The 13,166-nt window shown below is 40.1% G+C and carries 13 protein-coding genes; 7 read left to right on the top strand and 6 right to left on the bottom strand.

What is annotated here, in order from left to right; translation table 11 throughout:
- Positions 1-760 precede the first annotated feature (760 nt).
- Positions 761-1,363, bottom strand: coding sequence for a nitroreductase family protein (locus BSHG_RS16330; RefSeq protein WP_005783862.1), 603 nt, complete (start codon positions 1,361-1,363; stop codon positions 761-763).
- Between the two features lie 119 nt (positions 1,364-1,482).
- On the opposite strand from BSHG_RS16330, the gene BSHG_RS16335 reads away from it, so the two are divergent.
- Positions 1,483-2,112, top strand: coding sequence for a viroplasmin family protein (locus BSHG_RS16335; protein ID WP_008657980.1), 630 nt, complete (start codon positions 1,483-1,485; stop codon positions 2,110-2,112).
- Positions 2,113-2,115: 3 nt separating this feature from the next.
- Here BSHG_RS16335 and BSHG_RS16340 read toward each other — a convergent pair whose 3' ends face one another.
- Positions 2,116-3,348, bottom strand: a complete 1,233-nt coding sequence (locus BSHG_RS16340) for a hypothetical protein (RefSeq protein ID WP_008657979.1) — start codon at positions 3,346-3,348, stop codon at positions 2,116-2,118.
- Positions 3,349-3,350: 2 nt separating this feature from the next.
- Positions 3,351-5,186 carry an ABC transporter ATP-binding protein gene (locus tag BSHG_RS16345; RefSeq protein ID WP_005796802.1) on the bottom strand — a complete coding sequence of 612 codons (1,836 nt, stop codon included), beginning with the start codon at positions 5,184-5,186 and terminating at the stop codon, positions 3,351-3,353.
- Between the two features lie 419 nt (positions 5,187-5,605).
- Here BSHG_RS16345 and BSHG_RS16350 point away from each other — a divergent pair, with 419 nt between their 5' ends.
- The 4 genes from BSHG_RS16350 to BSHG_RS16365 all read left to right on the top strand — a co-directional run bounded on the left by BSHG_RS16350 (position 5,606) and on the right by BSHG_RS16365 (position 9,588).
- Complete coding sequence (locus BSHG_RS16350; protein ID WP_008657977.1) at positions 5,606-6,676, top strand: glycosyltransferase family 2 protein; 1,071 nt, start codon at positions 5,606-5,608, stop codon at positions 6,674-6,676.
- A 120-nt stretch (positions 6,677-6,796) separates the two neighbouring features.
- Positions 6,797-7,600, top strand: coding sequence for a glycosyltransferase family 2 protein (locus tag BSHG_RS16355; protein ID WP_008657976.1), 804 nt, complete (start codon positions 6,797-6,799; stop codon positions 7,598-7,600).
- Positions 7,601-7,602: 2 nt separating this feature from the next.
- Entirely contained in the window at positions 7,603-8,625 is a 1,023-nt protein-coding gene (locus BSHG_RS16360) for a glycosyl transferase family 90 (protein WP_005796808.1), read from the top strand.
- A gap of 27 nt (positions 8,626-8,652) precedes the next feature.
- Entirely contained in the window at positions 8,653-9,588 is a 936-nt protein-coding gene (locus BSHG_RS16365; protein ID WP_005783848.1) for a glycosyltransferase family 8 protein, read from the top strand.
- Here BSHG_RS16365 and BSHG_RS16370 read toward each other — a convergent pair.
- Together BSHG_RS16370 and BSHG_RS16375 are read right to left on the bottom strand one after the other, a co-directional pair.
- Complete coding sequence (locus BSHG_RS16370) at positions 9,557-10,270, bottom strand: lipopolysaccharide kinase InaA family protein (protein WP_005796811.1); 714 nt, start codon at positions 10,268-10,270, stop codon at positions 9,557-9,559. The two genes, BSHG_RS16365 and BSHG_RS16370, sit on opposite strands and share 32 nt — an antisense overlap.
- Positions 10,271-10,274: 4 nt before the next feature.
- Positions 10,275-10,991 (bottom strand): glycosyltransferase family 2 protein, encoded by a 717-nt coding sequence (locus BSHG_RS16375; RefSeq protein ID WP_008769187.1) that lies wholly within the window; start codon positions 10,989-10,991, stop codon positions 10,275-10,277.
- 132 nt (positions 10,992-11,123) lie between these two features.
- Here BSHG_RS16375 and pdxB point away from each other — a divergent pair, with 132 nt between their 5' ends.
- Positions 11,124-12,170 (top strand): 4-phosphoerythronate dehydrogenase PdxB, encoded by a 1,047-nt coding sequence (pdxB, locus tag BSHG_RS16380; RefSeq protein WP_005783842.1) that lies wholly within the window; start codon positions 11,124-11,126, stop codon positions 12,168-12,170.
- Positions 12,171-12,207: 37 nt separating this feature from the next.
- Here pdxB and purN read toward each other — a convergent pair whose 3' ends face one another.
- Positions 12,208-12,831, bottom strand: a complete 624-nt coding sequence (gene purN / locus BSHG_RS16385) for a phosphoribosylglycinamide formyltransferase (protein WP_005783840.1) — start codon at positions 12,829-12,831, stop codon at positions 12,208-12,210.
- A 98-nt stretch (positions 12,832-12,929) separates the two neighbouring features.
- Between purN and BSHG_RS16390 the strand changes: the two genes are divergently transcribed.
- On the top strand, positions 12,930-13,166 hold the full coding sequence (locus BSHG_RS16390) for an acyl carrier protein (RefSeq protein ID WP_005779510.1): 237 nt from the start codon (positions 12,930-12,932) through the stop codon (positions 13,164-13,166).

The following is a 13,166-nucleotide window of genomic DNA, read 5'->3' as shown; positions in this document are numbered from 1 at the left end:
TTCTTCTTCAAATTTGGTGGTAAATTCTTTAATTTCTTTTTTTCAAGTTGATTATTGTCCTTTTTGCTTTAATAAGAAAAAACAGACATCGGCTGAATAAGATAGCTCAAGCTTCGGAAGTGAATTTACGTCGTTTGAACCGGTATCTTCATCTTTATACCTTTCTTCAATTAACATTGTTAACGTCTTTTGCAGGTTGGCAGGTTCTTGTGCGCAAATAACAAGCCTTTTGCATTTAAAGAACTTCTTATTCACATCCAAAGAACAAGCTTTAACTCTATGTTAAAACAAAGCTTTTAAGGAGAGAAATCTTACTTTTTAAAGACATTGATTTTCAGATGATTTAGTCTAAGATTAGCTTCCTCACCTCACGGATGGACTCTTCGGGTGAAAGCCGGGATACTTCCTTTTTTGTCAACTATAAAAGAGGGCTTACACTTCCGAAAACTGAATTAGACTCCATGAGTAAAAGAAAACTTACCACCAAATTTGAAGAAGAACCCCAAAAAATCATTTCGATCTTCCGTCTTACCCCCTCTGTTTTTCAGGCAATACGGAGGCCCATAAGCCCGCATGCCTGTATCCATGAGCCCGAGTATGCGGGCTTATGAGCACAGGCATGCGAACCCGGATAAGGATGTCGTTCTTTTTCATAAAAGACTTAATCATAACACATTGCACACAAAGCGATGTAATGCTACTCAACAAGTCTTGACCAAAGATAAAACGATATCCCCTCCTTCGGTGAAACAAATAAACCTTATTTAAATACCTTGACCCGGGTATCCAAATCTTTAAAATCTTTATCGCCAGGTCCCTGTACCGGAAGTCCAAACGGCATTTCGGCAATCAGATGCCACTCTTCAGGCAAATGCCAGGTATGGCGTACTTCTTCATCGATCAGCGGATTGTAATGTTGCAAAGAAGCTCCGAAGCCGACATCTTCCAACATCGTCCATACAGCCAGCTGATGCATCGCAGAAGTCTGCAGCGACCACCCGGGGAAGTTATCCTTATAACTGCTGAATGCTTCCTGCAATCCCTTAACGACCGACTGATCTTCGAAGAATAAAACAGTTCCGTATCCGCTTGCAAAAGAGTTGTCGATTTTGGCTTCCGTCGTTTTAAAAACTTCCGGTGGGACGATCTTTCGCAATGTTTCTTTTACGATATGCCATAATTTCTTATGATTCTCACCCAATAATAGCACTACACGAGTTGATTGAGAGTTGAAAGCAGAAGGCACATGAGTGACAGCTAAATTGACAATCCGCTCTATTTCCTCATCAGAAACCGGAGACTGGTTTGTTATCGAATAATAGGTCCTTCTGTGTTTGAGGGCCTCTTCGAAGGATTTTTTCATAAAAATACTCCTTTCTTTATTAGATTGATTCTTTTAAATTAAAACAACTGACAAACGAAAGTTGTTCGGTAATGGAATATATTCGTACCTTTACCACCCGATAAGTTGAAACATCAAATATGGGCAAACAAAAATTTTACGTTGTATGGGATGGAGTCACTCCTGGTATTTATACCTCCTGGACCGAATGTCAGCTTCAGGTGAAGGGATATGACAGTGCCAAATATAAATCTTTTGATAACCGGGAAGAAGCAGAACGAGCTTTCGCTGCATCACCTTATGCTTATATTGGTAAAAATGCAAAGAAAAAAACAACCGGACCTTCCACTGATATGCTACCGGTAGCAGTCATAGAAAACAGCCTCGCTGTGGACGCTGCATGCAGTGGCAATCCGGGCCCGATGGAGTATCGTGGTGTCCACGTGGCAAGCCGGCAAGAAATTTTTCATTTCGGCCCGATGAAAGGTACCAACAATATCGGCGAGTTTCTGGCACTCGTACACGGTCTTGCTTTGCTGAAGCAGAAAGGGTTCGACATGCCAATCTATAGCGACAGTGCAAACGCAATCAGTTGGGTGAAACAAAAAAAATGCAAGACGAAACTCTCCCGTACGGCAGAAACTGAAGCCCTGTTTGTATTGATAGAACGCGCAGAAAAATGGCTTAAAGAAAATAAGTATACCACTCCCATATTGAAATGGGAAACCAGAGAATGGGGAGAAATACCGGCAGACTTCGGAAGAAAATAGACTCTAAAACTTCTTCAATAAAAATGATGGATTAATCCGGAAATAGACTCCGACAGAAAAACTGGTAGTGCTACCGGGAGAAGTTAATTCTCCATTGGCACTCCGCATTGTCCCCGGGAAAAACTGATATGCATCGGCCTTCAATCCCAGTGCATAATGCTTCCCGAACATGCGGGAATACTCTATCGAACAGAACAGAGTTTGCGGTTTATCATAAGTTATACCCTCTTTCTTGGTAGATATTGTTCCGAAATAGGGAATTCCAAACATCGTAATGAAATCGTTGCAGATCCAATGCCCCATCTTTACGCGGAAGTTGCCCAAATCAACAAAAGCACTACTATAGACTCCAATGCCCTTACGATAAGGCCATAACTCACCTTTCTGTTGATAATAACCGGCAGCATCAAGTTCTACATTAACACGCTTCAAAATCCGGCGATCGATGTTCCACGTCACTCCTGCCCCTACGGCACCGTTCATCAACGTTTGTACTGAACTCTCGCGAATCGTATCGATCTCGCCTCCGCGATGTTGCGCCAATATTTGCAAAGGAATATAGCAATGGAAAGTCGAAGAAGGGGCATTCAACTTGAACCGTGTAGATAATCCGACAGTAAAAGCTTCCTGATGAGTATCGTCCCGAAAGATAAAACTCTGCCAATCAATCCAAGCATCCAGATCGATCCAGGGAGCACCTGCCAATACCTGAAAACCCGTCTCCGGATCGGCAGTCAAATTCAACTCCGGATTATACAAAGGTGCAATCAGTCCATGATTGGAGCCTCCATATATATTCCCTAAAATCAAGTCTACTGATTTCATCGATATTTGTGCCCGGAAAAAAGGCAAAAGATGAGCACCTTTCTGATATTGTTCACCTTTCCACAGTGCTATGTCTTGATAAGAAACACTCGGATATCGATAAGCCCCACTAAACCATAACATATGGACTCCTCCTTCCAACTTGATATTCTTCAAAGGATAATATACAAATTTGGGTTGTATCCAGAGTCCCGGCAATGAATAGCCTTTTATCACTGTACCGGCAAATTCATTGTCTTTGAAAAAGCTGATATTGTCCAACTCCAGAAGAAGTTCTCCTTTTCGTTCGGGGCTTATTTTATAATCGGTACGGCAAACTCGCTCTACCAGTTGTGCCTTTGCGGGGATAACTCCTCCTATAAAAACCAATACTAAAAGGCATCTACATAAATATTGCCATTTTTTTGTCATGTCTATAGTGACTGCATATCATTCAGTCGTTTATAATATCCGTTTTTAGCCAATAATTCTTCGTGTTTTCCGCGTTCTACAATTTCCCCTTCGTACAGCACACAAATTTCATCTGCATTTTTGATGGTAGAGAGGCGGTGGGCAATAGCAATCGTCGTACGTGTTTTCATCAAACGCTCCAGCGCTTCCTGTACCAAACGCTCTGACTCAGTATCCAAAGCGGAAGTAGCCTCGTCAAGAATCAAAATGGGAGGATTCTTCAAGATGGCACGGGCTATGCTGATGCGCTGGCGTTGGCCCCCGGAGAGCTTGCTGCCCCGGTCACCGATATTAGTATGGTAACCGTCTTCTTTCTCCATGATAAAATCGTGTGCATTGGCTATTTTGGCGGCCTCAATCACCTGCTCCATAGTCGCGTTCTCAACGCCGAAAGCAATATTATTGAAGAATGTATCATTGAACAAAATAGCTTCCTGATTGACATTTCCTATCAGGCTGCGCAAATCAGAGATACGAACATCCTTGATACTGACTCCGTCTATAGTAATCGTCCCTTCCTGCACATCGTGATAGCGTGGCAATAAATCTACCAACGTAGACTTGCCTGAGCCGGACTGCCCAACCAAAGCAACGGTTTTACCCTTGGGTACAGTCAGGTTAATATGTTGAAGTACTTCTTTCTTACCATCATAACTGAAAGAAATATCTTTGAACTCGACTTGTTCTTCCAACCCATTCAACGGTTTCGGGTTCGGAATCTCCACAATCTTATTTTCTGCTTTCAGTATCTTATCGACACGCTCCATAGAAGCCAGTCCCTTAGGGATATTATATCCGGCTTTCGAGAATTCCTTCAAGGGATTGATAACGCTATAAAGAATTACCATATAAAAGATAAATGTAGGAGCATCAATGGAAGAGTGATTTCCTAATATCAGTGATCCGCCAAACCACAATACAACCACAATAAGCAATGTGCCCAAGAATTCACTCATCGGATGTGCTAATGCCTGACGCATGGCAACCCTATTGGTAGCGTCACGAAACTCATTACTGCATTCCGTAAAACGATTTATCATTTTTTGCTCGGCGATAAAAGCCTTAATAATACGGAGTCCCCCCAAAGTTTCTTCAAGTTGAGACATCGTATCACTCCATTTAGCCTGCGCCTCAAGTGATTGCCTCTTTAATTTTTTACCTACTTTACCCATGATCCATCCCATACCCGGAACCACTAACAATGTAAACAAAGTCAGTTGCCAACTGGTGATAATCAACGTTCCAAAATACATGACAATCAGAATCGGATTCTTGATCAACATATCCAATGAACTTGTAATCGAGTTTTCAACCTCACCCACATCACCACTCATACGGGCAATGATGTCTCCCTTGCGCTCTTCTGAAAAGAAACCCAATGGTAAACTCATCACTTTAGAATAAACCATGATGCGGATATCACGAACGACTCCCGTACGCAAAGGAATCATCACTGCGGAAGAAGCAAAATAGCACGATGTTTTCAATAAAGTCATGAATGCCAGGAACAAACCCAAAAACAGCAATGTAAGAGAAGGACCGTTTATTTCAATCATCCGAGTCACATAATAATAGAAATTATTCACAGCGATGTCCTTCAAGCCCTCTCCCGCAGCATCCCAAGGAATAAACTCATAGACTTTATTGTCCATCTTGAAAAGAATCTGAAGAATCGGAATCAATAAAGTAAACGAAAATATATTAAAAACAGCCGACAGCAAGTTTAAGAATACAGCCCATCCCAGAAATTTCTTGTAAGGCGACACAAACCGCCGCATGAGTTGAAAGAATTCCTTCATTATATCTTATTTATGTTTAGGGCACAAAGATAACAGAAAATCTTTAGTGAATTTATAAATCATCGCATAAACCTACACTATATTTCTTACTTCAAGCCCAATAACTAACATTTGTTATCGAAATAATAACCAATATATTAAAACAGATCATTCCATTTTCAATCACTCTCCACCACAAAAGCTATCCCCCTATTAATTCCGATCAAAGTCACATATAGCAAAAATTATAACTCCCCGACAAGAACAAACAGTGCTGTTACACTTACATTTAGACCCCAATTTAGTTTTAGAACCTCTAAATATTATAAAAGTATCCCACTTTTCTCCATTTTTTAGTAACATTCTAATATAAACGTTCTATCTTTGCACAAACTATATAAAATATAGAATATAGCAATTACCTAAACCTGCTTAAAAGAATGGAAGTAAATAAACCTCTGCCGCTTATTAGCATCATTGTGCCTATATACAATATAGCAGAATATGCTTCTGAATGCATACAATCCTTAATCAACCAGACCTACAAAAATATTGAAATCATCTTGATAGATGACGGCTCAACCGATCATTCGCCTGTTATCTGCGATGAATTTGCCGAACAAGACGAACGGATTAAAGTTATCCATAAAAGAAATGGAGGACTCAGCGATGCACGTAATGCAGGGTTAGACGTGGCTACGGGAGAATACATCGGTTTTGTTGATGGTGACGACTGGGTTGATGAGGATATGTACGAGACTCTATATCACTTGATATACGAACATCAAGCTGATATTTCAATTTGTACACACTATACAGAACTGCCCAACAGAACAAAAGTAAAATATAAATCAAAAAAGACAAAGATTTTTAGTTCTCAAAAAGCAATAGCGACTTTAATTGAAGACAAAATAATCCAAAATTATATCTGGGAGAAACTATTCAAACGTGAATTGTTTACAGAACTCCGTTTTCCGGTAGGATGGAGTTTTGAAGACATAGCTTTATGTTATAAAATATTTCATAAAGCCCGGAAAATCGTTTTATTGCAGACTCCTAAATACCATTATCGAACCCGACCGGGCAGCATTACAAACAGTACACGTAATCCGCTCAAAGAGTTTCAATATTTGCAAGCGTTACATGAGCAATTTCAGTTTGCTGCCGAAAATAACATAAAAGTAAGGAAGCCCAAAAAGTTGGTTCAAAAAACGTTTCATTTTATTAATCACATTATTATTTTGCCGCCTTCTTCGTTAAAGAAGAAGTATATCAATGATGCTTTCGAAATAGCACATACTTATGATTATTTAAGGAATTGGGAAATAGGAGTTGCAGCCACCCTAAGACGCTTTTTCGTATATAATTATTTTAATGCGTATGCCTCAGTAATTATCACCTACAGAAAATATATTCCGGCAAGAACGGTAAAATCGACAACAGAATTCTTCTTTGTAAGACGAGTGGCAACCTCTTTGGCTACGGCTATGAGATCAATTCTTTATATCTAAACAATAAGAGCAATATAAAAGTCCTTTATTTCAAAATAAGTATTACATTTGTATCATCCTCACCTTGGAAGAAGCTGTAACATAAAGCTTTTTCCGGTTTTAAATAATAACTGAACTAAGATGAAAACAACTCTTATTATCTCTACTTACAATCGACCGGAGGCTTTGTCCGTATGCCTGGACAGTGTTCGTTTCCAAACCGTTATGCCCGACGAGGTCATTGTTGGCGATGATGGCTCCACTTCAGAAACCAAAGATTTAATAGAGTCTTTCAAAAAAGATTTTCCGGTGCCTCTTATACATTTATGGCAAGAAGACAAAGGTTTTCGCTTGGCTATGATGCGCAACAAGTCTGTTGCGGCAGCAACAGGAGATTATATCATTGAAATAGATGGAGATATCTTCCTCCACAACAAATTTGTAGAAGACCACAAACGATTAGCGAAACCAGGACATTATTTGAGGGGAACCAGAGTGAATCTGGGGCAGAAACTAACAGAAGAAATCTGTAAATCAAAAGTAAACCGAAGAATTTATCCTTGGACAATCGGTATACAAAACAGGGCTGAGACAGCAATTCACTCTACACCGGTTTCTAATTTCTTTGCTGACAGATACAAAAAGAACGTATCTTCCGGACTGGGATGCAACATGTCTTTCTGGAGATCCGATTTTCTGGCAATTAACGGATATGATGAATTTTTTGAAGGCTGGGGAAAAGAAGATGATGACCTGACTCACCGTTTACAACGGAAAGGCTGCAAAAAACGTTCTTTAAGGTTCGCCGGCATCGTATATCATTTGTGGCATGGACACGAAAGCATGGAAAGTGACCAGAAGAATGCAGAATATTTCCGGAAAAACAATGAAAAAAATATAGTTTACTGCGAAAACGGAGTAAGTAAATACTTAAAACAAGAATAAAAATGGGTGACAGTCTGGTATATAAATTGCGTAGTGGGAAACCGCCTAAATTCATCTACTTCGCTTATGATATGTTGAAGATGGCTATTCCCTCCTATTTTTATAGAATGCAGCTGAAGAGAACAATCGCCCAACTATCAAAACGTCCGGACAGGGCCTATATTGAAGAGCGTGTTAGTTATTATAACAGGTTATCCGGAAATAATCATCCCATCCCGCAGGGAACGCATGTAGAAAATAAAATCAGGTATCTGATATACAGAGGAAAGTTAGGCAACTACAAAATGTCATACTTTCACAAGGCCTACTTTTTTGATGCCAGAGAATATACACGTTGGTTCAGTCCTGATTTAAGATGGCAATATTGTCCGGGAGATGTTTATTTCACACCGGATTCACCTACCATTGTAAAAAGCAGATTGTTGGCCGGTGATAACCAAAACTCCGTTATCCTAAAATTAGATGCACTTCGCCATTTTATGTTTGTAAATGATAAAAGATCTTTCACAACCAAAAAGGACTGTGCTATTTTTCGTGGTAAGATCCGTGACAGTCGTATCCGGACTCAATTTATAAAAATGTATATAAATCATCCTCTATGCGACTGCGGAGTAGTAGGTCACGAAACAGGTATACCTCAGGAATGGATGGTTGCCAAGAAGACGATCCGGGAACATCTGGAATACAAATTTATTCTGTCACTTGAAGGGAACGATGTTGCATCTAACCTGAAATGGGTCATGTCTTCCAACTCTATTGCGGTGATGACCCGCCCTACTTGCGAAACCTGGTTTATGGAAGGAAAACTAATTCCCGACTACCATTACATTGAAATCAAGAATGATTTCTCTGATTTTGAAGAGAAACTCACTTATTACATAAACCATCCGGAAAAGGCTCAACAAATAATCGATCATGCCCACGAATATATAAAACAGTTCCAGAACAAGAAACGGGAAAGACTCATTTCACTTCTTGTTTTAGACAAATATTTCAAAGCGACTGGACAAAGCGGAGAAATGTAATAACTACAAACCATAAACTCAATCACCATGATACACATTGCATGTAACATCGACTCTAACTTTACGATTCACTGTGCTGTAACCCTGACTTCATTGTTCGCCAACAATCGTAATTCTGAATTTTGTGTTCATATCATAGCCAGTACTTTGCCGGAGGCCGATCAAAAAGCACTTTCCAGCATTGCAGAGTCATACGGAAACAAAATCTGTTTTTATTTCCCGGAAAAAGATCTTTTAAACAATTTTTCCATCAAGAAAAGTGGAAACAGAATTTCGATTGCAACATACTATCGTTGTCTCTTATCCCGGATACTGCCTGTAAATATTGACAAAATCCTATATATAGACTGTGACATTGTGGTCCTGAATGATATAAGTGAATTCTGGAATACAGATATTACGCAATATGCAATAGGATGTATAGAAGATATCGGTAGTGACGAAGAGGAATACTATTCCCGTTTGCAATACGACAAGAAGTACTCTTATTTTAATGCCGGAGTATTATTGATCAACCTGAAGTATTGGAGGGAACACAAAATAGACGAAATGTGTGAACAGTATTTTCTGGCACATTCCGATCGTATCCGGTTCAATGATCAAGATCTTCTCAATGCACTGTTGTATAAGGACAAATTATTCGTACCTTTCCGCTGGAATGTGCAAGACACGTTCTACCGCCGAACTTACAGTCACAAGGTGAAAGAGCATAGCGGCTTAAAAGAAGCTTTACTGCACCCGGCAATTCTTCATTATACCAATAAAAAGCCATGGAATTATGACAGTATGCACCCTTTGAAACAAGAATATTTTAAATACCTCGACATGACACCATGGAAAGGAACACGCCCTATTATTGACTTTCAGACACGTGTCATCACCGGATTCAAAAGACTCCTCTACATAACAGGAATAAAAAAATCAAAATATATTAATCTGAAAGACTATGAGCTTGCTCAATAAGTTCCAAACAAGTTTGTACGTCAAAGCCACGGGCTTTGGCGTACTCTTCGGCTAATATGGCAAACATCTCATGAGTACCGGGAAGACGCTCAAAATTTTTACATCCCGCTTCTATACCCACATTTCCAAAACGCATACGGTTTAAATCGATGATCTCCACTTCTACTTTTTCATCAATTGTTCGAAAAAGAATGTTACCGGCAGAGTAATCCTTGTGCAACAGTCCATTCTCATGCAACATGGCTGTAGTCCGGGCTATGGCACGTAAGATCTGCTCCTGATTCGGAAACACCGTTTTTTCAAAGTCACGATATGTATAAGGACAATCTGACTTCAAACACACAAAATAACTTCTACCGAACAAAAGCCATGAACCTGTAGAATAATATCCCACAGGCGCCGGTGATCCGATACCCAATTTACGGAGCATCAAAGCATAGGAATACGAACGTTTGGCCTTTGAGGCACGAAAAAAATTATAGATAATACGATTCAACAGATGAGGTAATTGGTAGGACTTTACAATCAGCTTCTTACCCTCTACATCAAACTCTTTAAGCTCGTTACGTCCTTTGTAAATCACTTTACCCCCTGTTTCGAATACAGTAGGGAGCTCATGTACAAACGAAGATAATTCCTGAAAATCAGGGTTTACACCAATTTTCGTCAGCCTCTTTGTCATACCATCAAATTTTATCTAATCCTTTAGTAAATTTCAACCAGTAATATTTAAGCGGATTAGTGTATTTCAACTGTTTCCACGGACGGCTACTATGCGGACGGTGCCAAACAGTCAAGGTAGTAAACAGATAGTTAACAAAACCCTTTTCAAGAGCCTGATGAGAAATGGTCACATCAAACCAGTTTTTCTCCGGGTTCAGAGAATGGAAATCAAAAGCACGTAAAAAGTCAGTCGTCAGCAAAGAGCAGCAGAAGCTAAGATGCTTCTTCTCCGGGAAGACTTGATTCTCTTTGCCTTTTGCATATAAATAGGGATAATTGATCGCCTCATGTTCATCTACTGTCACCGCGGCAGCTATACCGCAATCTTTGCGAGCCTGCGCACCATCAAAAAGAGACTGTAAAGTATGTTTCTTCACAATCACGTCAGATTCCACGATCAACAATCCCGCTTCGGCGGCAATGGCCTTCTCTTGTGCCATCTGGAGCACCAGCAAATAATTGGGAGAAGGATGAGAAGTGATCTCGGACAGATTGACCAATTCAAATCCCATCTTAAGGGATGCCTCCTTCAATTGTTTCGTATTTTCATCGGTGCTGAAGTCATTGTAAATAGTGTAATGAAAAGGAACGGTGAAATCTGATTTTAAAATAGCTTCAGCCGTTTGCAACGTCAACTCGATAGAATCTTTTACCGGAGTAATAATGTGGATACACTTCATTATGAATATAAATTGTCTAAGTTCAAACTTATCGTAATGCGCATTACCGGGCAAATCTATGCAATATTTTCCATATAGCCAATCTTTCCTGCTTTTTATTTCCTACCTTTGCATGCAAACCCCTAACCAATCATGAAAGTAATTGTAGATAACAAAATACCTTACATCAGAGAAGCTATCGAACAAATAGCGGACGAAGTAATATACGCCCCCGGAAAAGATTTTACGCCTGAACTAGTGCAAGATGCCGATGCGTTAATCATCCGTACACGCACCCGTTGTGATCGTTCACTGCTTGCCGGAAGCAAAGTAAAGTTCATCGCAACTGCCACGATCGGATTCGACCACATCGATACGGCTTATTGCCGTGAAGCCGGCATCACATGGACTAATGCTCCGGGATGTAATTCGGCTTCCGTAGCACAGTATATCCAATCCGCACTATTTATCTTACAGCAAACCCGTGGTATGAAATTGAATCAAATGACCATCGGTATTGTAGGTGTGGGAAATGTAGGAAGCAAAGTAGCTGATGTAGCCCGAAAATTAGGAATACAAGTGATGCTGAATGACCTTCCGAGAGAAGAGAGAGAAGAAAGTACAATGTTCGCTTCTTTAAAAAGTATAGCCGAAAAATGCGATATTATCACTTTCCATGTACCTTTATATAAGGAGGGGAAATATAAAACGTATCATTTGGCGGACAAGCATTTCTTCCATTCACTGAAAAAAGGAGCGGTAATCATGAACACTTCACGCGGTGAAGTCATCGAAACAGAAGCACTGCTTGAAGCTCTCCGGTCCGGCATTCTGTCTGATGCTGTCATTGACGTATGGGAACATGAACCGGATATCGACCTTGAACTGCTGGAGAAAGTAATTATAGGCACTCCCCACATCGCCGGATATTCAGCGGACGGGAAAGCAAATGCAACCCGAATGTCACTCGAAGCCTTATGCCGGTTCTTCCGGATAGAAACCGACTATCGGATTACTCCTCCGGAACCGAAGAATAAACTGATTTCTACTGCAACTTATGAAGAGGCATCCCTTATGATTTACGATCCTCGCAGAGACAGTGATGCCCTGAAATCTCACCCGGGGCTCTTCGAACAACTTCGGGGAGACTATCCTTTAAGAAGAGAGGAAGGTGCGTATCGGATCGTAATAACTAAATAATCATGGATATAATCTGTGGAGAATGTCCCCGATCATCTTATAAGCTGTTTACAACGCGCTCTATGATCTTGGGGAACCATTCATATTCCAATGCATGAACTTTTTTAGCCACATCCGCAGGGGTATCTCCGGGAAGTACCGGGCATTTTGCCTGAAAAACAGTACTTCCCTCATCGTAATGCTCATCTATATAATGTATAGTAATCCCACTTTCGGACTCACCTGCCATTACCACCGCCTCATGTACCCGGTCGCCATACATCCCTTTTCCGCCAAATTTAGGTAAAAGTGCAGGGTGAATATTTATAATTTTATCAGGATAAGCATGCAAAAGTGCATCCGGAATACGTAACAGAAAACCGGCCAGCACAATAAAGTCTATCTGATATTTACGCAGCAAATCCAAGATGGACTCCGCAGCTTCCCAATCAGACTTCGGAAAAGCCCTATAAGGCACTCCTAAACGACATGCACGCTCCAAAACATACGCATCTTTCCTGTTAGAAAGAACCAATCTCACTCTAACAGAAGCATTTTTTTCGAAATACCGGATAATGTTTTCAGCATTTGTACCGGAGCCGGAAGCAAAAATAGCGATGTTTTTTCCCATAATCAGACCTTTTAGTGCACAAAACAGTGAAAAATGTGCAAAAGATTGCATTTATTTAATCAAAAATTTGCGCAGGACGATAAATATTTATTCCTTTGCACCGCAAATTTAAAGAAATAAAACTAATTATTAATTAAAAACTTAAAGTTATGTCTGAAATTGCATCAAGAGTGAAAGCGATTATCGTCGATAAATTGGGCGTAGAAGAATCAGAAGTTACAGAAACAGCAAGCTTCACTAACGACCTGGGAGCTGATTCTCTTGACACTGTAGAACTTATCATGGAATTCGAAAAAGAATTCGGTATCTCTATTCCTGATGACCAAGCTGAAAAGATTGGCACAGTACAGGATGCTGTAGCTTACATCGAAGAACACGCTAAGTAA

Origin of the sequence: Bacteroides sp. 3_2_5 (genome assembly GCF_000159855.2) — a bacterium.
Classification (GTDB): domain Bacteria; phylum Bacteroidota; class Bacteroidia; order Bacteroidales; family Bacteroidaceae; genus Bacteroides; species Bacteroides fragilis.
The sequence above is the reverse complement of the archived record's forward strand: the minus strand, read 5'-3'. Positions and strand labels throughout refer to the sequence as shown.